25 protein-coding genes are annotated in these 26,101 nt (G+C 55.8%); 7 read left to right on the plus strand and 18 right to left on the minus strand.

All coding sequences use genetic code 11. The annotated features are described in order from the left end of the window. Positions 1–38: 38 nt before the first annotated feature. The 3 genes from purC to dapA form a co-directional block, all read right to left on the minus strand. Positions 39–752 (minus strand): phosphoribosylaminoimidazolesuccinocarboxamide synthase, encoded by a 714-nt coding sequence (gene purC / locus C1N64_RS17680; RefSeq protein ID WP_394515044.1) that lies wholly within the window; start codon positions 750–752, stop codon positions 39–41. A 143-nt stretch (positions 753–895) separates the two neighbouring features. After that, entirely contained in the window at positions 896–1,927 is a 1,032-nt protein-coding gene (bamC, locus tag C1N64_RS17685) for an outer membrane protein assembly factor BamC (RefSeq protein ID WP_033740841.1), read from the minus strand. 14 nt (positions 1,928–1,941) lie between these two features. Beyond that, positions 1,942–2,820 (minus strand): 4-hydroxy-tetrahydrodipicolinate synthase, encoded by an 879-nt coding sequence (gene dapA, locus C1N64_RS17690; protein ID WP_033740842.1) that lies wholly within the window; start codon positions 2,818–2,820, stop codon positions 1,942–1,944. A 110-nt stretch (positions 2,821–2,930) separates the two neighbouring features. Here dapA and C1N64_RS17695 point away from each other — a divergent pair, with 110 nt between their 5' ends. Together C1N64_RS17695 and bcp are read left to right on the plus strand one after the other, a co-directional pair. Beyond that, entirely contained in the window at positions 2,931–3,545 is a 615-nt protein-coding gene (locus tag C1N64_RS17695; protein WP_375093515.1) for a glycine cleavage system transcriptional repressor, read from the plus strand. A 144-nt stretch (positions 3,546–3,689) separates the two neighbouring features. After that, entirely contained in the window at positions 3,690–4,157 is a 468-nt protein-coding gene (gene bcp, locus C1N64_RS17700) for a thioredoxin-dependent thiol peroxidase (protein WP_006120436.1), read from the plus strand. 37 nt (positions 4,158–4,194) lie between these two features. Here bcp and C1N64_RS17705 read toward each other — a convergent pair whose 3' ends face one another. The 3 genes from C1N64_RS17705 to C1N64_RS17715 form a co-directional block, all read right to left on the minus strand. Next, positions 4,195–5,265, minus strand: a complete 1,071-nt coding sequence (locus tag C1N64_RS17705) for an AI-2E family transporter (RefSeq protein ID WP_006120437.1) — start codon at positions 5,263–5,265, stop codon at positions 4,195–4,197. A 197-nt stretch (positions 5,266–5,462) separates the two neighbouring features. Beyond that, complete coding sequence (locus C1N64_RS17710; protein ID WP_394515516.1) at positions 5,463–7,418, minus strand: glycoside hydrolase family 127 protein; 1,956 nt, start codon at positions 7,416–7,418, stop codon at positions 5,463–5,465. 10 nt (positions 7,419–7,428) lie between these two features. Next, positions 7,429–8,829 carry an MFS transporter gene (locus C1N64_RS17715; RefSeq protein ID WP_367143782.1) on the minus strand — a complete coding sequence of 467 codons (1,401 nt, stop codon included), beginning with the start codon at positions 8,827–8,829 and terminating at the stop codon, positions 7,429–7,431. Positions 8,830–9,077: 248 nt separating this feature from the next. On the opposite strand from C1N64_RS17715, the gene C1N64_RS17720 reads away from it, so the two are divergent. Further along, the gene (locus tag C1N64_RS17720; RefSeq protein WP_039339919.1) at positions 9,078–9,899 is read left to right on the plus strand and encodes a helix-turn-helix domain-containing protein; all 822 of its coding nucleotides are present in this window, start codon (positions 9,078–9,080) and stop codon (positions 9,897–9,899) included. A 67-nt stretch (positions 9,900–9,966) separates the two neighbouring features. On the opposite strand, the gene C1N64_RS17725 is transcribed toward C1N64_RS17720, so the two are convergent. From C1N64_RS17725 to C1N64_RS17760, 8 genes are all read right to left on the minus strand, one after another. Further along, positions 9,967–11,532: a sensor domain-containing diguanylate cyclase gene (locus C1N64_RS17725; RefSeq protein ID WP_164482402.1), complete on the minus strand. Its 1,566-nt coding sequence runs from the start codon at positions 11,530–11,532 to the stop codon at positions 9,967–9,969. A 154-nt stretch (positions 11,533–11,686) separates the two neighbouring features. Next, positions 11,687–12,517 carry a phosphodiesterase gene (locus C1N64_RS17730; protein ID WP_367143781.1) on the minus strand — a complete coding sequence of 277 codons (831 nt, stop codon included), beginning with the start codon at positions 12,515–12,517 and terminating at the stop codon, positions 11,687–11,689. Positions 12,518–12,528: 11 nt separating this feature from the next. After that, positions 12,529–13,515, minus strand: a complete 987-nt coding sequence (locus C1N64_RS17735; protein ID WP_033740849.1) for an ABC transporter ATP-binding protein — start codon at positions 13,513–13,515, stop codon at positions 12,529–12,531. Next, on the minus strand, positions 13,512–14,327 hold the full coding sequence (locus C1N64_RS17740; protein ID WP_054633348.1) for an ABC transporter permease: 816 nt from the start codon (positions 14,325–14,327) through the stop codon (positions 13,512–13,514). The genes C1N64_RS17735 and C1N64_RS17740 overlap by 4 nt, the downstream gene beginning before the upstream one ends. After that, the gene (locus tag C1N64_RS17745) at positions 14,324–15,205 is read right to left on the minus strand and encodes an ABC transporter permease (RefSeq protein ID WP_033740851.1); all 882 of its coding nucleotides are present in this window, start codon (positions 15,203–15,205) and stop codon (positions 14,324–14,326) included. The genes C1N64_RS17740 and C1N64_RS17745 overlap by 4 nt, the downstream gene beginning before the upstream one ends. Continuing rightward, a complete protein-coding gene (locus tag C1N64_RS17750) occupies positions 15,205–16,227 on the minus strand; it encodes an ABC transporter substrate-binding protein (protein ID WP_039339928.1) in 1,023 nt (340 codons plus the stop codon). Before C1N64_RS17750 ends, C1N64_RS17745 begins: the two co-directional genes overlap by 1 nt. Then, positions 16,211–17,236, minus strand: coding sequence for a substrate-binding domain-containing protein (locus C1N64_RS17755; protein ID WP_394515045.1), 1,026 nt, complete (start codon positions 17,234–17,236; stop codon positions 16,211–16,213). Before C1N64_RS17755 ends, C1N64_RS17750 begins: the two co-directional genes overlap by 17 nt. Positions 17,237–17,360: 124 nt before the next feature. Next, a complete protein-coding gene (locus tag C1N64_RS17760; RefSeq protein ID WP_006120453.1) occupies positions 17,361–17,966 on the minus strand; it encodes a DsrE family protein in 606 nt (201 codons plus the stop codon). Positions 17,967–18,711: 745 nt separating this feature from the next. On the opposite strand from C1N64_RS17760, the gene C1N64_RS17765 reads away from it, so the two are divergent. Next, on the plus strand, positions 18,712–20,175 hold the full coding sequence (locus tag C1N64_RS17765) for a beta-barrel assembly-enhancing protease (protein ID WP_394515046.1): 1,464 nt from the start codon (positions 18,712–18,714) through the stop codon (positions 20,173–20,175). A 5-nt stretch (positions 20,176–20,180) separates the two neighbouring features. Continuing rightward, positions 20,181–20,528 (plus strand): arsenate reductase (glutaredoxin), encoded by a 348-nt coding sequence (gene arsC / locus C1N64_RS17770; RefSeq protein WP_006120455.1) that lies wholly within the window; start codon positions 20,181–20,183, stop codon positions 20,526–20,528. On the opposite strand, the gene hda is transcribed toward arsC, so the two are convergent. From hda to upp, 3 genes are all read right to left on the minus strand, one after another. Then, complete coding sequence (gene hda / locus C1N64_RS17775) at positions 20,525–21,232, minus strand: DnaA inactivator Hda (RefSeq protein ID WP_033740991.1); 708 nt, start codon at positions 21,230–21,232, stop codon at positions 20,525–20,527. The genes arsC and hda overlap by 4 nt on opposite strands. Positions 21,233–21,326: 94 nt before the next feature. Then, positions 21,327–22,616 carry a uracil permease gene (uraA, locus tag C1N64_RS17780; RefSeq protein ID WP_039339935.1) on the minus strand — a complete coding sequence of 430 codons (1,290 nt, stop codon included), beginning with the start codon at positions 22,614–22,616 and terminating at the stop codon, positions 21,327–21,329. A gap of 156 nt (positions 22,617–22,772) precedes the next feature. Then, a complete protein-coding gene (gene upp / locus C1N64_RS17785; protein ID WP_013026702.1) occupies positions 22,773–23,399 on the minus strand; it encodes a uracil phosphoribosyltransferase in 627 nt (208 codons plus the stop codon). Positions 23,400–23,618: 219 nt separating this feature from the next. On the opposite strand from upp, the gene purM reads away from it, so the two are divergent. After that, the gene (gene purM, locus C1N64_RS17790; RefSeq protein ID WP_394515047.1) at positions 23,619–24,659 is read left to right on the plus strand and encodes a phosphoribosylformylglycinamidine cyclo-ligase; all 1,041 of its coding nucleotides are present in this window, start codon (positions 23,619–23,621) and stop codon (positions 24,657–24,659) included. After that, on the plus strand, positions 24,656–25,294 hold the full coding sequence (gene purN, locus C1N64_RS17795) for a phosphoribosylglycinamide formyltransferase (RefSeq protein WP_006120462.1): 639 nt from the start codon (positions 24,656–24,658) through the stop codon (positions 25,292–25,294). Before purM ends, purN begins: the two co-directional genes overlap by 4 nt. Before the next feature lie 28 nt (positions 25,295–25,322). Here the strand turns inward: purN and pstB are convergent, their stop codons facing one another. Beyond that, positions 25,323–26,090: a phosphate ABC transporter ATP-binding protein PstB gene (gene pstB, locus C1N64_RS17800; protein ID WP_033740860.1), complete on the minus strand. Its 768-nt coding sequence runs from the start codon at positions 26,088–26,090 to the stop codon at positions 25,323–25,325. Between the last annotated feature and the right edge of the window lie 11 nt (positions 26,091–26,101).

Below are 26,101 nucleotides of genomic sequence, written 5' to 3' on the forward strand. Positions count from 1 at the left end.
GCCCGCGCTCTCCTTTTGCCGGCAGACGAAGGGCAGACTCAGTCCAGCTTCACGCCCAGGCGACGGGCCACCACTTCGTAAGCTTCAATCAGGCCACCCAGGCTCTGACGGAAACGGTCTTTGTCCATTTTATCCAGCGTTTCTTTGTCCCACAGGCGCGCACCGTCCGGGGAGAATTCATCACCCAGCACGACCTCGCCTTTAAACAGGCCAAACTCCAGCTTGAAGTCCACCAGGATCAGCCCGGCATCATCAAACAGTTTACTCAGTACGTCGTTCGCCTTGTACGTCAGCTCTCGCATCCGCGCCAGGTTTTCTTTACTGACCCAGCCAAAGGTTTCGCAGTAGGATTCGTTGACCATCGGGTCATGCTTCTCGTCATCCTTCAGGAACAGGTCGAACAGCGGAGGATTCAGTACCATGCCCTCTTCAACGCCCAGGCGCTTAACCAGCGAACCCGCTGCGCGGTTACGAACGACGCATTCTACCGGTACCATCTCAAGCTTTTTCACCAGCGCTTCGTTATCCGACAGCAGGGCTTCCATCTGCGTCGGAATGCCCGCTTCCTGCAGCTTCGTCATGATGAAATGGTTGAACTTATTATTGACCATGCCTTTGCGATCAAACTGCTCGATGCGGGCACCATCGCCTGCTGATGTATCGTTGCGGAACTCAAGTATCAGCAGATCCGGGTTATCGGTGCTGTATACGGTTTTCGCTTTACCGCGATACAACTCAGCTCGCTTTTGCATCTTATTAACTCCAAACATGAAAGATCCGGTTCTGAGGCAACATATTCAGGTCGATTGCCGTGACGCAATCGATTACCTCGACGTGCGCTATTATGCCAAAAAACAAAATAAAAAGGCCGGAGAATCTCCGGCCTGGGGTAATTTTATTTGTTCATTGCGGCCTGGAACACCGACACCAGCGCATCATTTTGCGCCTGCGTCAGCACATGGCCTTTAGGATCAATGAATTGCAGACTGGTTCGGTTATCGAGATCGCCAACCTGAACCTTGTAATCGCCGTTTGGCAGTTCAGGATCTTTGGCGCCAAGGCTGTCCCAGGTGCTGCTGCCCGGCGCTTTGTAGGTCACTTTCATGCTGCCGGTTGAACGGGTCGTGTCCGTGACGTCCATGCCGACGCGTTTCATTGCCGCAGGCAGGCGCTGCCAGGCGACGTTGAACGGCGTACGTAATACCAGCATAGGCAGGCCGGTATCATCCGCTGCACTCTGCACATCAATCGCACCGTTCACGCGGCCCGCTGCGGCGTTTTCATTCGCCGTGGCAACCTTGTCCATGCCCGCCGCAATCTCATTCAGCATCTGCGCGGTATAGCGTTGGATCTGCTCTGGCGAGGTGATGTTAGTGCCTTCCTGCTGCAGTTCCAGCAGACGCACGGTCAGCACCTGCTGATAGCTCTGTGATTTCACACTGATCTGGTAACGCCCGCGATATTGCTTGTCTTCATCTGCGCGGTTCCACTGCACCCAGTCGGTGGTCAGCTGCTGTCCGGCGTCATTGCGCGACGCAATCGGGAAGTTTTTCGCCTGCACAACGCCCACAACCTGCGACCAAATTGATCCACGGTTGTTGTCGAAAATCAGTGCGCCGGTGTTATTGCTGAACTGCGCGCGTGAGCCGTTCATCAAGGCCAGCGGCTGCGCCGGTGGACGGATATCCAGCTGCTTGCCAACCGGTGCCTGACTGGTTGACGGTGGGATATCGTATTCGCCGTTCTGAACAGGCAGAATCATGCCCGGCGGCGCTTTTAACTCACGCAGCCCGCTGGCCTGCAGGTAAGATTCATCACCGCTGACCTGGCGCTTATAACGCTGATCGTTCGAACAGGCCGACAACAGCATCAGGGTGGAAAGCCCCACCACCGTTGCAATCGTTGACCGCTTTACTGAGTAATTCATTCACACTCCCTAAATTATCGCAAACCCGCTTTCACCAGCGCCTGCTCCACTTTTGGCTGTGCAACCGCCGTCAGTGGCGTCATTGGCAGACGCAGCGTGTCATTAGCGATTAATCCTAGCTGTTTTGCCGCCCATTTAACCGGGATTGGATTAGGTTCACAGAAAAGCGTCTGATGCAGGTGCATCAGACGCTGATTCAGACGGCGAGCTTCAACGAAATTGCCCTGCTGTGCCAGTTTGCACAGTTCGGCCATTTCGCGTGCTGCTACGTTTGCCGTCACCGAAATGACGCCGTTACCGCCCAGTTGCATAAAGTCCAGTGCGCTGGCGTCGTCGCCACTCACCAGGATGAACGCATCATCAACCAGCTCTTGGATCTGGCTGACACGCGATAAGTTCCCGGTTGCCTCTTTGATTCCGATAATATTTTTGATTTCAGCGAGGCGGGCAACGGTTTCCGGCAACATATCACAACCGGTACGGGAAGGGACGTTATACAGCATCTGCGGCAGGCTGGTGCTCTCGGCAATCGCTTTAAAGTGCTGGTATAAGCCTTCCTGGGTAGGACGATTATAGTAAGGTGTGACCGTCAGGCAGCCAACAACGCCTGAATTTTCAAATCGTTTGGTCAGCGAGATGCCTTCCGCTGTCGCATTGGCGCCGGTGCCGGCAATCACGGGAATACGCCCATCCGCCAGATCCAGGGTTTGCAGCACCACATCACCATGTTCTTCATGGCTCAGGGTAGCTGATTCGCCGGTGGTGCCGACGGAAACGATCGCCGCAGTACCGCTGGCGACATGGTAATCAATCAGTTTTTTCAAACTCGCACGGCAGACATTACCTTTGTCATCCATCGGCGTAACGAGTGCAACAATACTTCCCGTAAACATTGGCGATCCCCTCGACAAACAAGTGCTTCATGGTACGGTTTACACTTAGGGAAAAGCAAGCAAGCTCCGCTATTCCCGCGCTTGTCAGCAGTTTTTTTTATGTTTACCTTATGGTTATTAGCAAATGCACAGGGAATCCTATTTTGTCGCAATCTCAACCCCATCACTTGGTGATCACCGCTCTGGGTGTTGACCGTCCGGGTATCGTTAATACGATTACTCGCCACGTCAGCAGTTGCGGTTGCAACATCGAAGACAGTCGCCTTGCCATGCTTGGGGATGAATTCACGTTCATTATGCTGCTGTCCGGCAGCTGGAACGCGATCACGCTGATTGAGTCCACGCTCCCGCTCAAAGGCGCAGAGCTGGAACTGCTGATCGTGATGAAGCGTACGCACGCTACCGCACGCCCTCCGATGCCCGACACGGCCTTTATCCAGGTCGAGGTAGCTGACTCACCGCATATCATTGAGCGCTTTACGGATCTCACCGATAAGCACCAGATGAACATTGCGGAACTGGTTTCACGTATTCAGCCTGCTCAACACGGCAAACCCGCCACACTCTATATTCAGATGACGGCACACAGCCCGACGCGCAGCGACGGCCCGGCATTTGAACTGGCGTTTAATGCGTTATGTCAGGAACTGAATGCAGAGGGTTCGTTACGGCTTTACAGTCTCAGCGATGCGGACACCCACGAACTGGTTGTACCCGGCAGGTAAAGACGAGCGCCTCGCAGACTGTTCTGCTACGTTAAAAGTACGGTCAGGTGAGGAAACCGTCTGAAATTGATAATTTTCCATTTGGCTGTTTCTCGCCTCATGGTGTATTAACCACAGCATGAACCGAAAAAATGGAGAGATGTGATGAATCCACTGAAAGCCGGTGATACCGCACCGAAATTTAGCTTGCCCGATCAGGATGGCGAACAAGTGAATTTAGCCGACTTCCAGGGTCAGCGCGTTCTGGTCTACTTTTACCCTAAAGCCATGACGCCAGGCTGTACTGTTCAGGCATGTGGTCTGCGTGACAACATGGATGAACTAAAAAAGGCGGGCGTTGAAGTCCTGGGAATCAGTACGGATAAACCGGAAAAGCTGTCACGTTTTGCAGAAAAAGAGCTGCTTAACTTCACGCTGCTGTCGGACGAAGATCACCAGGTATGCCAGCAGTTTGGCGTCTGGGGTGAAAAAACCTTTATGGGTAAAACCTACGACGGCATCCACCGCATCAGTTTCCTGGTCGATGCCAACGGCAAGATTGAAAAAGTGTTCGACGATTTCAAAACGTCCAATCACCACGACATCGTGATGGACTATCTTAAGTCTGCATGAGCCTCTCAGGGCGCGGTGAAAACCGCGCCCTGATTGTTTACCGACTCAGCGTTTCGTCAAGCGTGGCATCCGGCCAGGCGTGCACCACCGCCTTCACCAGCGTGGCGAGCGGAATCGCAAAAAATACGCCCCAGAAGCCCCATAACCCACCAAAGATCACCACGGATAATATAATCACCAGCGGATGCAAATTAACCGCTTCGGAGAACAACACCGGAACTAACACATTGCCGTCCAGCGCCTGGATGACCAGGTAGACGGTCAGCAATGTCCAGAATTCCGTGCCCAGCCCCCACTGAAACAGGGCGACGCCAATGACCGGTATCGTTACCAGCATGGCGCCAATATAGGGAATCAGGACCGATATGCCCACCAGCACCGCCAGCAGAAGAGAGTAATTGAGACCGAGATACAGAAACGCCAGCCAGCTGGCGATGCCGACGACGATCATCTCCAGCACCTTGCCACGAATATAGTTGGTGATTTGCTGATTCATTTCCTGCCACACCTCGGCGGCCAGACCACGGTTTCGCGGCAGAACACGCCGCACGGCGTTCAGCATCTGGTCTTTGTCTTTCAGCAGAAAGAACACCATCAGGGGCACCAGCACCAGATAAATCATCAGCGTCATCAACCCGACCAGCGAGGCCAGTGAGTATTTCACCAGTGAGTCACCCACGCCGCTCAGACGACCACGCAGGTTCTCGACAATCACATCAATAATGCCGGCATCGACCAGCGCCGGGAAACGTCGGGGCAAACCGGCCGCGTAGAGATAGAGCTTGTTAAGCATGTTAGGCAGATCCCGCGTCAGGTTAATGCCCTGCTGCCACGCCACAGGCGCGACGATCAGCACTAACACCAGCAGGATGCCGGCAAACAGCACCAACACAATGCTGGTGGCCCAGCTGCGCGTGCAGCCAATACGTTGCAGGCGCACGGTTGGCCACTCAAGCAGATAAGCAAGCACCACGGCCACCAGCAATGGTGCCAGCAGGCCACTCAGGAAGAACAGAATGCAAAATCCCGCCAGCAGAATCACCAGCAGGCCAATCGCCTGTGGGTCGCTAAAACGGCGTTTGTACCATTGAATCAATAAAGCCAGCATGCCGTTGGGTCCATGACGTCATAAGGGGCCACGATTGTACCGGATATTTGGGGGCTGAAAAGGCGCGAAAACCGCGCTGACGAAAAATCCTCGCTGCTGGCGGCAGATCGTTGAACACCGCAGACGCTACGAATCAGATCGCGCCTGCGGCAATTCAGACCGGACACCGGGCCCGGCTGCTGGCAGAGATGACGCCGTTAGGCCTCATTCACCCAGATACGCATCTCCCCTTCTCCGCGATTGGCCCAACAGAACCAGGGAATAAAGGTTAAGGTCTGGGGTTGCGCCAGCGCAGGTGCCTGATCGTAATGCCATAGCAGCTGTTGCTCAGGTTCACGCGCCGCTTTTCTGATCCCTTCCGCCTGAATCAGCACCTTGTGCGCAAAAACCCCCTTCCCTTCAAAGGTACGGAATGTCGCCGACGCAGGCAGCCACAGATTATGTAACTGCTCGCCGTTATCCGCCTGTTCCAGGCAATAGATCAAGGGCCCGCGCTGAACGGCCACTTTGCCCGCCACATGGCGCACCAGCGGATTGCCGTAAACCCGGCGCACCGGCATGGGCAGGGTTAACGTTACCGTATCGCCTTCCTGCCAGTGACGGGTCAGATACAGGTAACCTTTGCGCGCCGCCTCATTCACTTCCGTCCCGTTACAGGTAATCTGCGGCGACGCACACCAGTCGGGCAGGCGCATGGCCAGCGTATGGTTCACAGGCTGGGTGGAATCGATGGTGATTGTGACGGTTTCCTGCCAGGGAAGATTACCGCTGATCCGCAGGCCCAACGTTTGATTGCCAACCGGGATCTCGACCCGGTTACCAATATAGAGATTGATAAACAGCGCATCCTCGCGCGGCGTATAAATATAGTGGCCGAGAGAGGTCAGCAAACGGGCGATATTGGGTGGGCAGCAGGCGCAGCCGAACCAGCGCTGACGAACCGGTTTCACATGATCGTAAATATGATTAAAAGGCAGGCTTTTCGGATGGACTTCCAGCGGATTGACGTAAAAGAAATGTTTTCCGTCCAGCGCCATACCACCCAGTACTGTGTTATACAGGGCGCGCTCCATGACATCGGCGTACTGGCTGTCCGCCTCCATTTCCAGCATGCGACGGGCAAACATCATCAGCCCAATCGAGGCACAGCTTTCGGCATAAACCGTATCGTTCGGTAAGTCGTAATCGCTACTGAACGCTTCACCGCTGCTCTGCGAACCGATGCCGCCGGTAATATAGAGCTGTCGCTGCGCCATGTTGTGCCACAGACGCAGACAGTCCTGTCGTTTCGATTCATCCTGGCTCAGCCGTGCGAGGTGCGCGACACCGGTCATCAGATAGACAAAGCGCACGGCGTGCCCCACCGCGTGCTGCTGTTTCGCAAGAGGTTGGTGCGCCTGGCTGTAAGCCTTGTCCTTGATCATCCACGCGGGCCCATAGGTGTGCCAGTACGACGTCTGACCACGCTTCTGGTACTCATCATCATAGAAGTGCGGCTGCGTTCCCCGCTGCGTGATAAAATAGTCGGCCAGCGCCATGTAGCGCGGCTCCTGGGTCACGTCATACAGCCGCATCAGCGCCAGTTCGATCTCCGGGTGACCAGGATAACCGTGCAGTTGCTGCTCGCCGGGGCCAAACACGCTGTCGATGTGATCGGCGAGTTTGCACACCACCGCCAGCAGTCGTCGTTTGCCGGTGGCCTGAAAAAACGCTACGCCCGCCTCAATCATATGTCCGGCGCAGTAGAGCTCATGACACTCGGCCAGATTCGTCCAGCGATCCTGCGGGGCTTTTACCGTAAAGTAGGTGTTGAGATAGCCATCCTCACATTGCGCCGCCGCGACCAGCTCTATGACCTCATCGGCGGTCTTCTCCAGCTCAGCATCCGGCTTCTGGCACAGTGACCAGGCCACGGCTTCCAGCCACTTTGCCACGTCGCTGTCCTGGAACACCATCCCATAGAATTCGCCCGTCTGCTGGCCCGCCGCAATGCGGAAATTAGCTATGGCATGGCTCGGTTCGGCGTCGTCAATACGATCGTTAAGCGCGGCCCATTGATAAGGGATCACCACGTCCCGCACCAGATGCTGATACTGACCAAGAAACGGATCGTGAATCTGGAGCTTATGCAGATCGACTTCATTTACAGACATCATGCTCTCCTTAAGACTGGACATGGCGAATACGCAGGTCATGCGAAATCTGCGTCATCATCGGGTTAGTCAGCTTGCAGGCACGGACGGCAAAGGCCAGCAGCAGGTGAAAGAGGGCCGGTAACAGCGTTTCCATGGCGGTAATCGCATGCAGCGAAGCCGGGGTTTGATTGCCTGTGCCCGGTTTATAGGCCACCGCAATAAACAGCAGGCTGATGATGACGGCACTGGATGCCCATGCCAGCTTGATAAAGAACAGGTTAAAGGCGAAATTCATCCCCGATGAACGGACGCCGTTTTTCCACTCGCCATAGTCATCGGCAAAGGCCATCAGGGCGAAGTGCAGCGGCAGGGTAAACCCAAGAATGACACCATTACTCAGAATGACCACCAGCCAGAGACTCTGCCACGCCGGCCCAACCGGCAGAAACCACATGCACAGCGCCACCGCCGCCAGCACGATATTGGTCCAGAAGTAAAGCCGGACGGTATCAATGCGTCTGGAAAGCGGATTCACGATGAACGAGCCCAAAATGGAGGCTAAGGTCACCATGGTAAAAAACAGGGAGGTATAGGCCGTGCTTCCCTGAAGGACATAGGTAATGAAGTACATGTAGCCGCCGCCGCGGATGTTGAAGACGTTAATCAGCAAAAAAGACATCAGCAGCATCAGTAACAACTGATCGTTTTTGCGTAACCCGGCCAGATGTTCCCGCAGGGTGAACTTGCCCAACGTATCCAGCGGTACGCGCTCCCGCACCCAAAAGAAACAGCACAGAAACATCACCACCGCCAGTCCGCACAGGATCCCGACCCCTGCGCGATAGCCGAGCACCGCGTTTCCTTTTCCCAGTTCAGCGACCAGCCACGGCAGCCCTACTGAGACCAGAAAGCCAGCCACACCACACAATACAAAGCGCCAGGACTGACAGGACAACACTTCCGAGTGGCGCGTCGTCATGGTGTTAATCAGCGCGCAATAGGGCACATTGATGGCGGTATAGCTGAGTGAGAGCAGCAGGTAGGTTGCAAAGGCCCAGACCATTTTCATGTCCATGCTAAGCGCAGGCGCGGTGAAAGTCAGCGTGCCAATAATTCCGACAGGCAGGGCTATCCACAGTTGCCAGGGACGAAAGCGGCCCCACCGGCTGTGCGTGCGGTCCGCTATCACGCCCATCACCGGATCCGATATCGCATCAAAAATGCGCAGCACCATAAACAGCGTACCGACCAGCGCTGGCGTTAAGCCAAACACATCGGTATAGAAAAAGGTTAGAAAATTCGTTATCAGGCAGGTAATGACGGTGCCACCGGCGTCACCCAGTCCGTAGCCGATTTTTTCACGCAGGGACAGTATCTGCTGTGTGTTCGACTGCGCCAGTGTGTTCTGTTCAAGTGTCGTAGACGTCATAAAGTCTTCCTCATGCAGGACAGAGAGGGTTGCCCGCTTTATAACGGGCTTATCGGTGTTTTGGCGCCTTACCCGATGTATTCTGTCAGGAATCGGCTAACCCACAAGAGAACGAAAAAGTATAAAAAAGGGAGGATTCCGACCTGAGCGTTAAACTGTGAGCTTGATCAGACACGGCGGCTATTTTTAGTTAATAATCAGGGAGAAGAGTCTAAAAAACGCTATCAGCAGCGGGAAAAGGCATCATGATGTTCGACTTATCCATCGCGTTTCCGGTTCGGGTGCAAAACGGCGGTCTGTTTATTTCGCGCGGGACAGGGTCACATCCGGCGCGCAGACTGACCTCCTGGGAAATTATTTTCGTTGAGCGTGGGCAACTCACTATCCGTGAGGACGACGTGCTGTTTCGCGTGACGGCGGGAGAAAGTTTACTGCTCAGGCCCGGGCACTGGCATGTGGGAGAAGGCGTATTTCCGCCTGATCTGAAATTTTACTGGCTGCATTTCGACTGGTTGAAACATCCTGTACCGCAGACAACGTTACACCAGAGCCTGCTGCACCTTCCTCAACATACGCGCGTAGGCGATCCGGCTTATGTCATTGCCCTGTTCCGGCAGTTTCTCAGTGAACAGCAGAATATTCACCGTAGCGTGGCGCTGGAGTGTATTTTACTGCTTATCCTGCAGCAGCTTACCGTCCCGGCCATGCAAGAGAACACCGTTGACAGCCCCGGTGCCGATCTGGCCTGGAAGGCGAATCAGCTGATTCGCACGCAGTATCATTTGCCCCTGTCCACCTCGGGTCTGGCGAAAACGCTGCACTGTAATGCAGATTACCTTGGGCGGGTTTACCGGCGCGTTTTCCGCTTAACGCTGACGGAAGCCATTCACCGCCAGCGTATCGTCATGGCAGAAAAATTGCTGACCGGGGATTCCCTCTCGTTAACCGATGTGGCGCGTCAGTGTGGCTTTAATGATGTCGGATACTTTCGCCAGATTTTTCGCAAGCTAACGGGCTTAACGCCCGCCAGCTGGAAGCGACGCTACTGCCGGGAACATATCAATTCCTGAGCGCAGCCCTGCTGCATCGGGCATCGTTTCTGCCTTCAGACGATGAAAAGGGTGCGCCGCTTTCGCGCTATTTCGCGACGACAGTGCAGTTACGTCCTGCGTTTTTGGCCTGATAGAGCGCATCGTCGGCACGCTTCAGACTGGTTTCCAGCGGCACGCGGCGTGCACTCCATTCGGCCACGCCAATTGAGAGCGTGATATTGCCGACATTTTCCACCGCCTCGCCTGCGATGCTCAGACGTATGCGCTCAGCGATGGCCTCGGCGTCGGCCAGACTGGTATCCGGTAACAGCATCAGGAACTCTTCCCCGCCGTTACGGCTGACAATATCCTGCTTTCTGGCGCTTTGCTGGAGCGTTCTGGCCACCTGCTGGATCACCCGGTCGCCGACGTCATGGCCCCAGTTATCGTTAACGTTTTTGAAATGATCGATATCCAGTGCCAGCACGGCAAAAGGCTGTTGCAGCGTCTGGAAATAATCGAGCACGGCATTCAGGCCACGTCGGTTGAGGAGCTGAGTCAGCGGATCGGTTTGTGCCTCAGAACTCAGACGGCCAATCTTATCCTGCACCAGCCCGATACCGGTCAGCAGGGCACGTTTCACCTGCGCCGCCTCAAAATACCAGGCATGAATGCCGCCGATATCGTTGGTGGCGCTCTGACCATCAATCTTGCTGGCTTTGCGGGCCAGTTGCCAGAGCGGCATAGCGATCATCCGGGCCAGAATCACCGCCACCAGCAAGGTCAGAAGCGCGAAGGGAACCGAGTGTTTCAGGACTTTAAGTATCAGACCCGACAGCGGTTGCAGCGTCGCGTCTACCGGTTTTAGCGCCACGACCATCCAGCCCGTGGTCGGAACGATGGCATAGCCCGCCAGCCGGGTGGGTTTGTCGGTTTCCGTTAACACCAGTGAACCGTTATCTTTTTCCTGCCGTTCACGGTCGCTCAACAGCGGCGGTATGGTTTTGCCAACCAGTTGCCGGTTCTGGTGATAGAGCACCTGATTATTGCTGTCGAGCACAAAGACGCTGGTGCCGTCCCGGTAAAACTGTTCACCCAGCAGGGCATTCAGAATGCTTTTCTTTTTCAGGTAAATGGTGCCGCCGACATAACCGAGATAGCGTCCCTGACTGTTCCAGATGGGCCATGAAACAAAGATAAGCAGGTTATTGGCGGCGGAAACCGTGGGCTTGCTGATCATGGGCTGCCGGGTTTGCAGCGCTTCACGTGACGCATCACTGGTCAGATGCATGCCGGTCAGGGTCAGCGACTCCGGCGAGATGGCCCGCACCGTACCGTTTTCATCCACGACGGCCACCGAGTTAAAACTGTCCGTCTGCTCGCGCAGGCGATTCACTTCCGTTTTTAACAGTTCTTCGTTATCGAAATCCTTTCCCAGTACATTGGCACTAAAGTGCAACTGTGACTGCGCCAGACGAAAAAAAACCTCACTGGTCGAGGCCAGCTTAGCCGCGTAGGCGCGGTTGGCTTCCAGCGTACTGTCGATCAGCACCATGCGCTGCACGCGCCATGTGGCATATAAATTATTGGCCAGGGTGATAACGATGCTGATGATGACCAGCAGCGCAATAAGCGTGCGTAAGTCAGCTCTTGGACGGAAATTCATTAACATGGCGTTGACGCCACAGTGCGAAAATTCATTGTGCTGTGCCTGGCTCTGTTGTTTTTATCATATCGCGGTTCTACAGCCTGTAAGTCTACACGCTGTAGGACATTTTGAGCAGGCTTAAGCACAGTACAGTTCAAAAAATCGCCCTGACGCACATTTAATCGATTAAACCGTTTTCGTCATAGAAGGGCCAGGGGCCGTCGTAGTCGCCGATTGCGCACTGGTGGGTGGTCATGCCCTGCTCCCGTTGCCAGCGATGCAGCAAAAACCCCGCCGGTTCCAGCACAAAATTGGCCGGGCCATCCGGTTGCAGATCCAGCGCAACCTGGTGAGAAACGCCGGGCGCAATACAGGCCAGCGTGCCGGCAAACCGCGTCTGAACAGCCCGATGTACATGCCCACACAGCACCCGTTCAACCTGGGGATGGCGGGCAATAATCGCCGCCAGTGCTTCGGGCTGACGTAATCGCTGACGGTCCATATGAGCAATACCGCAGACAAACGGCGGATGGTGCAGCATCACCAATGTGGGCATGTCTGGTGACGCAGTGAGTGCGTCATCCAGCCAGCGAAGCTGCCGATCATCAAGTTCACCCCATGGCTGGTGCGGCACGCTGGAATCCAGCGCCAGTAGCTGGACGTCCCTGACGATAAGCCGCCAGTTGAGCGTCGGGCCCTGTTGCAGATAAGTGTGATCGGGAAACGCGGCCCGCAGGGCCTGGCGGTCGTCATGATTACCTGCCATCAGGTAAAAGGGCCGTTCCAGCCTCTCCAGCGCCTGGCGCAGCGTCTGGTACTCTGCGGCGGTGCCGAAATCCACCAGGTCACCGGTAATCACGACCACGTCAGGACGCGGTTGCAGTGCATTCAGCGTGGCGATGGCCCGCAGTAACGCCGTGTGCGTATCGACTTTCTTATACGACAAACGCCCCTGCGCTTTAATATGTAAGTCACTGATCTGTGCGATCAGCGTAGGATTAGCGGACACTCTTTCACTCCTTAAGCGGTAAATTCCAGCGCGGCCTGCCCGGCCAGTGACCAGCTGATACGCTGCCCGGCATGCCAGTTTTCGCGCGCGTGACGCTCAACCTGGATGGGCTTATCCAGGCCAATATCGATCTGCAGGCGTTGAGAGGCACCGAGAAAGGTGCTGGCGACGATACAGCCGTGTCGGGCATAGCGCCCCGCTTCTGCCAGCAGGACATCCTCTGGACGACAGAATCTCACCGGCTGCCCCTGCTCATCGGTTTCAATGCAGTTAATCGCGCCCACGAAGTCCGCCACAAAGCGCGAAGCCGGACGCTGATAAATGGCCTGCGGCGTCGCAATCTGGACCAGGCGGCCCTGCTCCATGACCGCAATACGGTCGCCCAGTGCCATGGCTTCCTGCTGATCGTGCGTCACATAGACGGCGGTAATCGCCAGCTTTTTCAGCAGATCGCCGATGTCTGCGCGCAGGCGTTCGCGCAGTTTGGCGTCCAGCGCCGCCAGCGGCTCATCAAAGAGCAACACTTTAGGCCGGGCCGCCAGGGCTCTTGCCAGCGCAACGCGCTGCTTCTGACCACCAGAGAGTTTATCGATATGGCGCTGGGCCAGTGCAGTCAGATCGACCAGTTCCAGCATCTCCTGGACTCGTGCCTCGCGTTCGGCACGCGGGATGCCCTGCACTTTCAGGCCGTAGGCCACGTTTTGCGCCACGTTGAGATTGGGAAACAGCGCATAGTTTTGGAACACCATCCCGACGTTACGTTTTTCAATCGGCAAATCGGTCACGTTGCGATCGTCAAACCAGACTTCACCCGGCGCATCGGTACGCTCCAGGCCACTGATAATGCGCAACGTCGTGGTTTTGCCACAGCCCGATGGCCCCAGCAGCACCAGGGTTTCGCCAGCGTGCACGCTGAGATCCAGAGGATGCAGCGCCTGGTGATGCGCAAAACGGCGCGCGCAGCCGCGCAACGTAACGTTAACAGCATCGTTATTCATGCCTTTTCCTCGCTGAGTGGCTGACGTGACTGACGTTCAAGCCAGTGATTACAGGCGTTAAGCATCAGCAGCAGGGGTAAAATCATTAAAATGAAGATCAAGGTGTACGCCGAGCCGACTTCCAGCCGCATGGAGGCATAGCTGTCGGCCAGGCCCACAGGCAGCGTTTTGGTCAGCGGTGTATGTAACATCCAGGTAATATTGAATTCGCCGACCGACAGCGTTGTCACCATAAAAGCCCCGGCAAGAATGCCGTTACGGCAGTTGGGAACCACCACGGTGAAAAAACGCTGCCAGAAGCCTGCCCCCAGGCTGGCGGCTGCCTCTTCCAGTCGGGGCAACTGGATAGCCTGCATCACGGCCAGAACCGGGCGAATCATAAACGGCAGCGTAAACAGCACATGGCCAATCAGGATAAAGACCCAACTGTCGCGCAGGCCGGAAAACTGGCCGTACAGCAGGATAATCCCCAGCGCCGTCGCCAGGCCCGGTAGCGCCACGGGCAGCATCAGGCACTCTTCAATACGTGACGACCAGCGCGATGGCGACTTGAGTAATCCCCAGGCGGCGGGCACGCCGACAACCATCGTGACAAGCAAACAGCTCACCGCGATCATCAGCGACAGCCAAAACGTGTCGCTGTACATGTCCCACACCTGTTCAACCCACTTCAACGTCAGCCCGCTACGCAGGCCGACAAAGTAGTTTTGCGTGACGCCCGCCAGCATGGATAACACCACCGGCACAATCATGAACAGGGCGGTCAGCGTCGTGATCGCGATTTGCAGCCAGAACAGTCCACGCCGTTTCATGAGGTCTTCTCCTCCCGGGATTGGGTCAGTACACGTGCCAGCATCAATCCCAGCCAGGCCACCGCGCCCATGACCACCGACAGCGCCGCCGCCGTGGCGAAGTTGGCATAGTTAGTAAACTCGCCGTAAATCGTGAGTGGCAGTACGCTCAGGTCGGTGCCCAGCGTAAAGGCGGTGCCGAATGCGCCCATACTGGTGGCAAAACACAGTGCACCGCTGGAGAGCAGTGCCGGTTTCAGACCCGGCACAATCACGTCACAAATAATGCGCCACTGGCTGGCGCCCAATGAGCGAGCGGCCTCCTCCAGCGAACGATCCAGTTTTTCACTGGCGGCGACCAGCGTGACAATGGCGCGGGGCAGTGAAAAGTAGAGATAGCCAATAAACAGCCCCGTAAGCGAGTAGGCCAGCGTCCAGCGTTCATGAACCAGTTGCATACTGATCTGCGCCAGCACGCCCTGCCGTCCCGCCAGCATCACCACTAAAAACCCGACCACCACGCCGGGGAACGCCAGGGGGAACGTGAGCAATGCCAGTAAGGTACCGCGCCCGGCGAAGCGCTGGCGAGCCAGAAAACAGCCCACCACGCTGGCAATCGCCAGCGTGACCAGTGTGACCGCCAGCGACAACAGGACGGTGTTAAACAGGCTTTGCAGATACTGGGGCTGGGTAATCACTGTCCAGTAACCACTGTGCCGGGTGCTGCGATCCGGCGTCATGCCCATCTGTAATAAACGGGCAAAAGGCAACAGCCAGAAGGCGGCAAAAAACAGTAAGGCCGGCAGCAGCATCCATGGCCAGTTGGCCCCCTGCTCACGTCGGCGAGACCGGTGGCGCGAGGCCACCGGTAAACCGCTGCGGGCATTCGACAAGGCCATTACCGAATCTCACTCAAATAACGGGCAGAGAAGGCTTTCTGTGCATCAGCCATCTGCTGGTAGTCAACAGTATGGGCGCGCGCGTAATCGCTGTCGGGCAGGAAGCGCTTTTTAGCCTCTGCGGACATCGCAGAAGGCCGCACCGGGCGCAGATAGGCGTTAGCCCAAATCGCCTGCCCTTTATCCGACAGCACGTAGTCCATCACTTTCTTGCCATTGGCAGCATGAGGGGCGTTTTTTACCAGACTGATGACGTAAGGCACCGTCACCGTGCCTTCCTGAGGAATGACAAAGACGACGTTGGCGTGATCTTTATACTTCGCGCGATAGGCATTGAAGTCGTAATCCAGCAAAATCGGGATTTCGCCAGAGATAAGGCGGGCATAGGCGGTTTGTTTAGGCACAATCGGCTTGTTGGCCTGCAGCTTTTTGAACCACGTCAGCGCGGGGGTAAAATCCTGCATCGTGCCCCCTTTCGCCTGGTTCACCGCCACGGCGGCGACATAGCCGACAAACGCACTGGCGGGATCCAGATAACCCACCATGCCTTTGTATTCTGGCTTCAGCAGGTCGTCCCAGGACGTCGGCACCGGCGCGCCGCCCAGGGCATCGACGTTAACCATAAACCCCATGGTGCCAGAGTGCAGCGCGACCCACTTACCCTGCGGGTCTTTCATCCCTGCCGGAACCTGATCCCAGTTGGCGGGTTTGTAGTCGGTCACCACGCCTGCCTGTGCCGCCTGAATCCCAAAACTGACACCGTAATACACCACATCGGCGACGGGGTTATTTTTTTCGGCGACGAGCTGCGCCAGGGCCTGGCCGGAGTTTTTATTATCCTGCGGCACGACAATACCGGTGTCTTTTTTGATCGCCTGGAGCTGTGTCGCCCAGTCCGCCCATTCCGGTGGGCAGTTGTAGCAAATCGCATTCTCCTCGGCCTGCGCCAGCGGGCTGGATAATGCACAGGCGGTAAGCAACGCCGCGCTGGCAAACAGCGCAATTTTATTGTGTGTAGACATGATGTTTTCCTGATGTTGAAGAATGAAAAATTGCTGCGATGCTCTCGCCTGAACGCAGGTGGTGGTCCAGTAAGCGCGAAGCCTCAGCAGACGAATCGAGAAGCATATCGATGGCGCAGGCACCCAACCGCTCGCTGGGCTGCACCACGCTGGCCAGTGAAGGCGAAAGCTGTTCACCGATGGCAATACCATCGAAGCCCATAACAGACAGCTGTTGCGGTACGTTAATGCCTGCACGCGCGGCCGCCCCCATCAGGCTGATGGCCAGGAGGTCGTTACTGCAAATTACGGCGGTCAGCGGATCGCTGCCCGTCATCAACGGTAAAAAGGGATCGAACAGGGCGTGAATGTGGCTGGGCATATCAACCAGCGCGCTGGGCGTAAAGCCTGCCTGCTGCATCGCATCGCAATAGCCGAGGTAGCGCTGACGTGCACGGTCAGACTGCAACATCGGCCCTGCCGCCATGACAATATGCCGATGGCCCAGCGCGATCAGGTGCGCAGTGGCTTCTGCCATTGCCCGGCGGTTATCCACACAGACGCTGCGCCAGGCGGTGTTCTGCGGCATGTTATGCGCCAGAATGAAAGGCATGCGGGCTTCAGCCAGGGTGGGTAATACGGCGCTGCTGTCAGCATCTGACACGGTCAGGACCATCCCTGCTACGCGCTGACGCAGCATGTGTTCAACGATCGCCGCCTCACGTTCTGGCTGATAATCCGTTGTCGCGACCAGCAGGCCATAACCCGCCAGCCGGGCCTGGTGCTCCATCGCCTGAAGCTGTAACGCAAACACCGGGTTACTGAGTGATGGCAGCAGTACGCCCAGAGTGGTCGAACTCTGGGTACGGAGCTGGCGTGCAATATGGTTGGGGCGAAAACCCAGTGCTTCCGAGGCATCCAGCACCTTTTTCAGCGTGCCGGGTTTAAGCAGATGGGGATCGGAAAAGGCACGTGCGGCGGTGGCGCGCGAAACCCCAGCCCGTTCTGCCACACGAATTAAGTCACTCATTTCACCCTCGTCAGTCGCCAATGAGATCGATCTCATTGGCGCTTACACTAAAGGCGTTTTATGACATGCACATCGCGGAAAGATGACGTTAAGGTGACAGCGGCGCGCACCGCCATCGCGAGACTTACAGCATCAAAAAGGCATAACCCTGGTTTTGCAGCGTGGCAACGGTGGTGCCGCTGGAGATCGTGTGGGTGACGCGCGTATCAATCCAGTCACGCTCGAAATGGTGAAACGCCACTGACTGATCGCAAATGGACACTTTCACGCCCGCCTTTTCCAGTGCGCTAATTAACTGGAGGTTAGGATTATCCACCCCGTATGCTTTATGAAACTGTTCATTATTCAGTGCGGCGGGAACGGCATCACTGTTAATTGACACGACGAAATTCAGTTTATCTAACGGTACACCCGCGGCGTAATAGAGATTCGTGACGCGTGCCACGCGCTCCAGCCCCAGATTAGGCCGACGAATATCGCCTTCACTGCGATTAATTTGAAAAACAATTTTATTACTGAGATCCGCTACCGTGCCGGGTTTATACGCGGGTGTATCCACATAATGTATTTTTCCATAGCCCTGAATGGCCGGAGTGCTCCAGTAATCACTGGGTTCTGTTTTACTGGCAAATTTACCGCTGACCTTGTCGACTAATACTGGCAACTGCATAACATTCCCGCCAATAAATCCCGCTACCGCCGCTACCACAATAAAGGCTGCTGGTCGCATCACTCACTCTCCTGCTGTTTAAATCTGATGTATACCGTGCTACCGCAACGTCGGCGGCTCCTGAAGATGACGGCGGCTTATCTATATCACAGTGGTACAGCGCGGAGAGCAGCTGAAATTCTTAATAGCATTTTGTCGGGACGGCCATAAAATAAAAACGGAGCGTGATAAAAAGTATTTTTTATCGACCGTGTTTTTCCTTTCTTATTTAAGATGGTTCATAAAGCGTGTCACGGTTCCTGATTGGATAACGCGATTTCCTGGCGCTTCCTTGCCAGCCATAAATAGCCTGTCGGCAATAAAGGCATTTTCACCATCAATATTTTTAATTTACCTTTCTGATAATCGTTACGGTACAGGGCCTTTTTTTCAGAGAATACCTGGGAAAATGGCCAGTATGTTCAGTTTTTTTGTTGCTTTTCAGCGCGTCCGCCTTGTGGCTACCCGGCCCGCATGTCAGTCCGCGTGTATCTTTGTATTCGGCCCTTGCGTTTATGCCAACGTTGTCGGCCATTTTCATCCGGACAGGCTGTTATTCAGGCGCTTTGCAGATCATTGTACCGTCAAATTTTTTCGTCAGGTTTGAAGCATTATCACAATCCTGCCGCGCAGTGCGCGCGACAACGTCATTTCATTCTTCATGCCCTGTGGTTAAGATACGCAGGACGCCTCGCTATTCGTGGGTAAAACAGAACATATTAGCGGCTTACCTGTCCCATTCAGGGATTCATTACAGGATTCAGGCATGTTGAACCGGTTAAAAAAAACGCTGATTGCTGCGCTACTCCCTGCACTCACGTTATCCTGTCCGCTGACCTCGCAGGCGGATATCAGCGACTCCCTGCCGGATATGGGCACGACCGCAGGCTCTACGCTGTCGATTAATCAGGAGTTGCAGATGGGGGATTTCTATGTGCGGCAACTACGTGCCAGCGCCCCGCTGATTAACGATCCCCTGCTAAATCAGTACATCAATCAGCTCGGTCAACGGCTGGTTTCTCACGCGGACGCGGTTAAAACGCCTTTCCACTTTTTCCTGATTCAAAATGATGAACTTAACGCCTTTGCGTTTTTTGGTGGCAATGTGGTGTTGCACGCCGCGCTATTCCGCTTCACCGATACTGAAAGCCAGCTGGCCTCGGTGATGGCGCACGAGATCTCCCACGTGACGCAGCGCCATCTGGCGCGGGCGATGGAAGATCAAAAGCGCAATGCCCCGCTGACCTGGGTAGGGGCTTTGGGATCGATCCTGCTGGCGATGGCCAGCCCACAGGCGGGCATGGCCGCCTTAACCGGTACACTGGCGGGTACCCAGCAGGGCATCATCAGTTTTACGCAGAATAACGAACAGGAAGCCGACCGCATTGGTATTCAGGTTTTGCAGCGCGCGGGCTTTAACCCGCAGGCCATGCCGGACTTTCTGCAAAAACTGGCCGATCAGAGCCGGTTTTCTTCCAAACCGCCTGAAATTCTGCTGACTCACCCCTTACCAGACAGCCGTCTCGCCGATGCGCGCAACCGGGCAAACCAGATGCGCGCGGTGGTAGTCCAGTCTTCTCAGGACTTTTATCTGGCAAAGGTGCGCACGTTGGGCATGTATCCGACCGGCCGTAATCAACTGACCGATGAGTTACTGAACCAGTATGCCAACGGTAATGCACGCGAGCAGCTGGCTTCCCGGTACGGTAAGGCGGTGCAGTTTTTGCAGGCCAAAAACTATGGCGAAGCCAAAAGGATTGTGACGCCACTTTTGGCTAAGCAGCGTGAGAACGTCTGGCTGCTTGACCTGATGACGGATATTGATATCGGCCTGAATCAGCCACAGCAGGCCATTGCACTGTTGACCGCGACGCAGGCGGCTAAAACCAGCCCGGTCGTTCAGCTCAACCTGGCGAACGCTTATGTTGAAGCGAAGCAACCCGCCAATGCCAGCCGCATTCTGAACCGCTATACATGGACACACAAAGATGACACCAACGGATGGGATTTGCTGGCTCAGGCTTCAGCACAGCAGGGCCATACCGACGAAGAGCTGTTTGCCCGTGCCGAAAGTCTGGCCTTAAATGGTCAGATCGCTCAGGCCATCAGTGCCCTGAGCCAGGCCAGTGCCCAGGTGCCGCTGGGGAGCCTGAAACAGGCGCGTTATGATGCGCGCATCGATCAGTTGCGCCAGTTGCAGCAACGCTTTAAGCAATATCAGAAAGGATAAGCAGTATGGTGACGCTTTATCATAATCCCCGTTGCAGTAAGAGTCGGGAAACTCTGGCACTGCTGGAGCAGCGTGGCATCCAGCCGGTGATTGTGCGCTATCTGGAGACGCCGCCCGACAAAGCGACGTTGCAGATTCTGCTGCAGAAACTGGGCATGGAGAGCGCGCGTCAGTTGATGCGCCGCAACGAACCGACCTATACCGCCCTGGCGCTGGATCAGGCAGCGTTAAGCGAAAGCGCTTTGCTGGACGCGATGGTGGAAAATCCCATTCTGATTGAGCGGCCCATTGTGATCAATGGCGATCGGGCCCGCTTAGGCCGTCCGCCCGAGGCGGTACTGGCGATTCTTTAAAGTCCAAGCGTTTCTTTAACAAACGGGATCGTGAGTTTGCGTTGCGCACTGATAGAGGCGCTATCCAGACGATCCAGCGTATCAAACAGCGTGCGCATCTCCCGATCCAGCCGCTTCAGTAAAAACCGGCCGACGTCTTCAGGCAGTTCGAACCCACGCAGTCCGGCGCGAAGCTGTAAAGCCTGTAACTTATCTTCATCGGAGAGCGGCTGCAGACGGTAGATTTGCCCCCAGTCGAGCCGTGATGCCAGATCGGGTAAATGCAGGTTCAGCTGACGCGGGGGACGATCGCCGGTAATAAAGAGCCGGGTATTGCCGGTTTCCAGGATGCGGTTATAGAGATTAAAAATCGCCATTTCCCAGGCTTCTTCTCCCGCGATGCATTCGATATTGTCGATGCAAACCAGCGGCAGTTGTTCCATGCCGTCCAGCACCTCTGGAACAAACCAGGTGCGCTTATCCAGCGGTACATAGCCCACGGCTTCACCACGCGCGGACATTTCAGCGCAGGCAGCGTGCAGCAGATGGCTGCGCCCTCCTCCTTCGCGAGACCAGAAGTAGAGATAGCTGCCATGTTGTTGGCTTAGCGCCCCCTTGATCGCAGCGATCAGCGAGGGGTTTTCCCCCGGCCAGAAGCTGGCAAAGGTTTCGTTGTCAGGTAGATAGAGTGGCAATGACAATTGTGCCGGCGTGTTCAGAAGCACCTCAGCAAGCGAACAGGCAAAAATCGGGGGCAGTCTATCATAGTTTTTGCGAAGAGATGAATCGGGCGTCCCTGCCCGCGTCTTCAGGGCTTCATCATGACGATGTGTCGCGTGTCTCTTCTGCATCAAGCACCACTTCTTCCGGGCGCAGCAGGGAAATGACGCGGAAAATCAACGCCAGCGCAACGCCAACCAGCGTCGCCAGCGCCATCCCTTTCAGCTCGGCGGCACCGATGTGCACTTTCGCGCCGCTGACGCCAATGATCAGGATCACGGAGGTCAGAATCAGGTTTTGCGCTTTGTTGTAGTCCACTTTAGATTCGATCAGGACACGAATACCGGAGGCACCGATGACGCCGTACAGCAGCAAGGAGACGCCGCCCATGACCGGCACCGGGATCGCCTGTATAGCCGCTGCCAGTTTACCCACGCAGGAGAGCAAAATCGCGAAAATGGCCGCGCCGCCAATCACCCAGGTGCTGTACACGCGGGTAATGGCCATTACGCCGATGTTTTCACCATAGGTGGTGTTTGGCGTGGATCCAAAGAAACCCGAAATGACGGTCGATAAACCGTTGGCGAACATGGAACGATGCAGGCCGGGATCACGGACCAGATCACGCTTAACAATATTGGCCGTGACCACCAGGTGGCCCACATGTTCGGCGATCACCACCAGCGCGGCGGGCAGGATCGTTAACATCGCCACCCATTCAAAACGCGGCGTATAAAACGTCGGTAATGCAAACCACGGCGCACTTTCCACGCCGCGCCAGTCCACAATGCCCATAAAAGCGGAAAGCGCGTAGCCCACCAGCACGCCGATCAAAATCGGGATAATGGCCATAAAGCCACGAAATAACACCGAGCCAAAAACGGTGACGGCCAGGGTGACCAGCGAAATCAGCACGGTTGTCCCGTCAGGCGCATGACCTTCAGCAGGGAGCAGGCCTGCCATGTTTGCTGCGACGCCCGCCAGCTCCAGACCAATGACCGCCACAATAGCGCCCATTGCTGCAGGCGGAAACATCACATCCAGCCAGCCGGTACCGGCTTTTTTGACGATCAACGCGACCAGACAGAACAGCACGCCGCAGAGAATAAATCCCCCCAGCGCCACTTCGTAACCCAGCGGCAGCAGGAGTAAAACAGGTGAAATAAAGGCAAAACTGGATCCCAGATAAGCGGGGATCTTACCTTTACAGATAAACAGATACAGCAGCGTCCCGACACCGTTAAACAGCAGTACCGTAGCCGGGTTGATATGAAAGAGGATGGGTACCAGCACCGTTGCGCCGAACATGGCGAACAGATGTTGCAGGCTGAGCGGAATCGTTTGCAGTAATGGCGGCCGTTCGCTAACGCCGATAGCGCGACGAGTCATTAAAAGTCCCCTTGAGTTGATAGTCTGTTTTTGGTCAAAAAAAAGCCGACTCTCTGGTCGGCTGATGAAGGTTATTGGCTGTTGCGAAAAAAAGCGGCTCGGCCTGCGCCTGCAGGCTGACAGCAAGGTGCTGCATGAAGCCGCCTGAACAGGTCACTATTTGGTGCCGAAAATCTTATCGCCCGCGTCACCCAGGCCCGGAATGATGTAACCCTTGTCGTTCAGGCCCTGGTCCACGGAGGCGGTGTACAGCTCCACGTCCGGGTGCGCTTTCTCCAGTGCGGCAATGCCTTCTGGCGCAGCGACCAGCACCAGCACTTTAATGCTGCTGCAGCCGGCTTTTTTCAGGAGATCGATAGTGGCGATCATGGAGCCGCCCGTCGCCAGCATCGGATCGACCACCAGCGCCAGGCGCTCTTCAATGTTGGACACCAGCTTCTGGAAATAAGGTACAGGCTCCAGCGTTTCTTCGTCACGGTACACGCCTACCACGCTGATGCGCGCGCTGGGCACGTGCTCCAGTACGCCTTCCATCATGCCCAGGCCGGCACGCAGGATGGGCACAACGGTGATTTTTTTGCCTTTAATTTGATCAACCTGAACCGGGCCATTCCAGCCCTCAATGGTGACCTTTTCGGTTTCCAGATCGGCCGTGGCTTCATAGGTCAGCAGACTGCCCACTTCAGAGGCCAGCTCACGGAAACGCTTCGTACTGATATCATGCTCACGCATCAGTCCCAGTTTATGTTTGACCAGCGGGTGTTTAACTTCCACGATCTTCATTGTTGTTCTCCCGGAGTGAGTTGAGCTAAAAAAAAATCGCGGGATTATACCGCCTTTTTAGCATCGCGCCACATGTGCTTGCGCAATCCACCGCATAAAATAAGGATTGATGAAAATTGTCGGGGACGCAATCTGAGACTCGCAAACGTTTGCCTGCGCTGATAGAATTGCCGCGCTTTATATTAAACCACCAACCGCAACTCGCGTGGGGACCTCGCAGTGACCGATAAGACCTCTCTCAGCTACAAAGACGCCGGTGTTGATATTGATGCTGGTAACGCTCTGGTTGACCGTATTAAAAGCGTAGTGAAAAAGACGCGTCGCCCGGAAGTCATGGGTGGACTAGGCGGCTTCGGTGCGCTTTGTGCGCTGCCGCAAAAATACCGTGAGCCTGTGCTGGTCTCCGGCACCGATGGCGTGGGCACCAAGCTGCGTCTGGCGATGGATCTCAAACGTCACGATGCCATTGGTATCGATCTGGTTGCTATGTGTGTTAACGACCTGGTGGTACAGGGCGCGGAGCCTCTCTTCTTCCTGGATTACTACGCGACCGGCAAGCTGGATGTGGACACCGCATCGGCGGTCATCACCGGTATCGCCGAAGGTTGTCTGCAGTCAGGCTGTGCGCTGGTGGGCGGCGAAACCGCTGAAATGCCGGGCATGTATCATGGCGAAGATTACGATGTCGCGGGCTTTTGCGTCGGTGTGGTTGAAAAGTCAGAAATCATTGACGGTAGCAAGGTTCAGGACGGTGATGTGCTGATCGCCCTGGGCTCAAGCGGCCCGCACTCGAATGGCTATTCCCTGGTGCGTAAGATTCTGGAAGTCAGCGGCACCGATCCGTTGGTTGAGCAACTGGAAGGAAAACCGCTGGCCGATCACTTACTGGCGCCGACGCGCATTTACGTCAAAAACATCCTCAGCCTGATTGAGCAGGTGGATGTGCACGCGATTGCTCATCTCACCGGCGGCGGTTTCTGGGAAAACATTCCGCGTGTCCTGCCCGACAATACTCAGGCGGTGATTGACGAGAAAAGCTGGCAGTGGCCTGCGGTGTTCGGCTGGATGCAGCAGGCGGGCAATGTCAGTCGTCATGAGATGTATCGCACCTTCAACTGCGGCGTGGGCATGATCATCGCGCTGAGCCCGGCTGACGCGGATAAGGCCGTTGACCTGATGCGTGCTGCCGGGGAAAACGCCTGGAAAATTGGTGTGATTAACGCCTCAGACTCGGAAGAGCGTGTGGTTATTCATTCATGAAAAAGCTGGTTGTACTGATTTCGGGTAACGGAAGTAACCTTCAGTCCATCCTCGACGCCTGTGCAAACGGGCGTATTCACGGCAGCGTCGCTGCCGTGTTCAGTAACAAAGCCTCCGCCTATGGTTTAGTTCGCGCGCAGGAGGCCGGGATCCCGGCAAAAGCGCTGGATGCACGTGACTTTAACGATCGCGACAGTTTTGATCGGCAGCTGATGCGTGAGATCGATGCGTATGCACCGGATCTGGTGGTGCTGGCGGGTTATATGCGCATTCTGAGTCCGGGCTTCGTGGCGCATTACTCTGACCGTCTGCTGAACATTCATCCGTCGCTGCTGCCGAAATATCCCGGTCTGCATACGCACCGCCAGGCGCTGGAAAACGGCGATAAGGAGCACGGTACATCCGTGCACTTCGTGACCGATGAACTGGATGGTGGCCCGGTCATTTTGCAGGCCAGGGTGCCGGTGTTTGCTGAAGACAGCGAGGCCGAGATTACCGAACGCGTTCAGCATCAGGAACATGCCATCTACCCACTGGTAATTAACTGGTTTACCGAAGGCCGACTGACCATGCGTGAGGGAAAAGCCTGGCTGGATGGTCATCCCTTACCCGCTCAGGGCTACGCCCACGATTAATGCTCAGGGAGCCAGGCTCCCTGCCCTTTCAACCGTAACGCCCGGTGATGTAATCTTCCGTCCGGCGCACCTGTGGTGTGGTGAAAATCCTGTCTGTGGTGTCAAACTCCACCAGCGATCCCTGATGCATAAAGGCTGTGTAATCCGACACACGTGAAGCCTGCTGCATGTTGTGGGTGACCAGCACCAGCGTGAAATGCTGCCTGAGCGTACTCATCAGTTCTTCGATCACCAGGGTAGAAATCGGGTCCAGCGCGGATGTTGGCTCATCAAGTAACAGGACGTCCGGCTCAATCGCAATAGCGCGGGCGATAACCAGCCTTTGTTGTTGCCCCGTGGAAAGCGTCAGCGCATTCTGTGCCAGCTGATCTTTCACCTCGCCCCACAGCGCCGCCGCCCGGAGTGCCCGTTCACAGGCTTCATTCAGTACGCGCTTATCGCGCACCCCTTGCAGCCGCAGTCCGTACACCACATTTTCGTAAACCGATTTAGGAAACGGATTGGGCCGCTGAAACACCATCCCGACCCGGCGACGCAGCGCAGAGACATCCTGAGCAGGTCGCATAATCGACTGCTGATCCAGCAGAATGTCCCCTTCAATGCGGCAGCGATCAATCACGTCGTTCATACGATTAAAGCAGCGCAGCAGCGTTGATTTGCCGCAGCCGGACGGGCCAATCAATGCGGTGATGCGATTTTTGGGCAATTGCAGCGAGACATCCTGAAGCACCTGGCGCTCACCGTACCAGAGCGACAGATGATCAACGGTTAGCGCAATATCAGTTTCGGGCATCATAGTCATCGTCA

Source organism: Pantoea sp. SGAir0215 (genome assembly GCF_043543215.1).

Excerpts from the sequence above, each read along its gene's own strand:
- purC (WP_394515044.1), bottom strand. The coding sequence starts at position 752 with ATGCAAAAGCGAGCTGAGTTGTATCGCGGTAAAGCGAAAACCGTATAC.
- bamC (WP_033740841.1), bottom strand. The coding sequence starts at position 1,927 with ATGAATTACTCAGTAAAGCGGTCAACGATTGCAACGGTGGTGGGGCTT.
- dapA (WP_033740842.1), bottom strand. The coding sequence starts at position 2,820 with ATGTTTACGGGAAGTATTGTTGCACTCGTTACGCCGATGGATGACAAA.
- C1N64_RS17695 (WP_375093515.1), top strand. The coding sequence starts at position 2,931 with ATGGTTATTAGCAAATGCACAGGGAATCCTATTTTGTCGCAATCTCAA.
- bcp (WP_006120436.1), top strand. The coding sequence starts at position 3,690 with ATGAATCCACTGAAAGCCGGTGATACCGCACCGAAATTTAGCTTGCCC.
- C1N64_RS17705 (WP_006120437.1), bottom strand. The coding sequence starts at position 5,265 with ATGCTGGCTTTATTGATTCAATGGTACAAACGCCGTTTTAGCGACCCA.
- C1N64_RS17710 (WP_394515516.1), bottom strand. The coding sequence starts at position 7,418 with ATGTCTGTAAATGAAGTCGATCTGCATAAGCTCCAGATTCACGATCCG.
- C1N64_RS17715 (WP_367143782.1), bottom strand. The coding sequence starts at position 8,829 with ATGACGTCTACGACACTTGAACAGAACACACTGGCGCAGTCGAACACA.
- C1N64_RS17720 (WP_039339919.1), top strand. The coding sequence starts at position 9,078 with ATGTTCGACTTATCCATCGCGTTTCCGGTTCGGGTGCAAAACGGCGGT.
- C1N64_RS17725 (WP_164482402.1), bottom strand. The coding sequence starts at position 11,532 with ATGTTAATGAATTTCCGTCCAAGAGCTGACTTACGCACGCTTATTGCG.
- C1N64_RS17735 (WP_033740849.1), bottom strand. The coding sequence starts at position 13,515 with ATGAATAACGATGCTGTTAACGTTACGTTGCGCGGCTGCGCGCGCCGT.
- C1N64_RS17740 (WP_054633348.1), bottom strand. The coding sequence starts at position 14,327 with ATGAAACGGCGTGGACTGTTCTGGCTGCAAATCGCGATCACGACGCTG.
- C1N64_RS17745 (WP_033740851.1), bottom strand. The coding sequence starts at position 15,205 with ATGGCCTTGTCGAATGCCCGCAGCGGTTTACCGGTGGCCTCGCGCCAC.
- C1N64_RS17750 (WP_039339928.1), bottom strand. The coding sequence starts at position 16,227 with ATGTCTACACACAATAAAATTGCGCTGTTTGCCAGCGCGGCGTTGCTT.
- C1N64_RS17755 (WP_394515045.1), bottom strand. The coding sequence starts at position 17,236 with ATGAGTGACTTAATTCGTGTGGCAGAACGGGCTGGGGTTTCGCGCGCC.
- C1N64_RS17760 (WP_006120453.1), bottom strand. The coding sequence starts at position 17,966 with ATGCGACCAGCAGCCTTTATTGTGGTAGCGGCGGTAGCGGGATTTATT.
- C1N64_RS17765 (WP_394515046.1), top strand. The coding sequence starts at position 18,712 with ATGTTGAACCGGTTAAAAAAAACGCTGATTGCTGCGCTACTCCCTGCA.
- arsC (WP_006120455.1), top strand. The coding sequence starts at position 20,181 with ATGGTGACGCTTTATCATAATCCCCGTTGCAGTAAGAGTCGGGAAACT.
- uraA (WP_039339935.1), bottom strand. The coding sequence starts at position 22,616 with ATGACTCGTCGCGCTATCGGCGTTAGCGAACGGCCGCCATTACTGCAA.
- upp (WP_013026702.1), bottom strand. The coding sequence starts at position 23,399 with ATGAAGATCGTGGAAGTTAAACACCCGCTGGTCAAACATAAACTGGGA.
- purN (WP_006120462.1), top strand. The coding sequence starts at position 24,656 with ATGAAAAAGCTGGTTGTACTGATTTCGGGTAACGGAAGTAACCTTCAG.
- pstB (WP_033740860.1), bottom strand. The coding sequence starts at position 26,090 with ATGATGCCCGAAACTGATATTGCGCTAACCGTTGATCATCTGTCGCTC.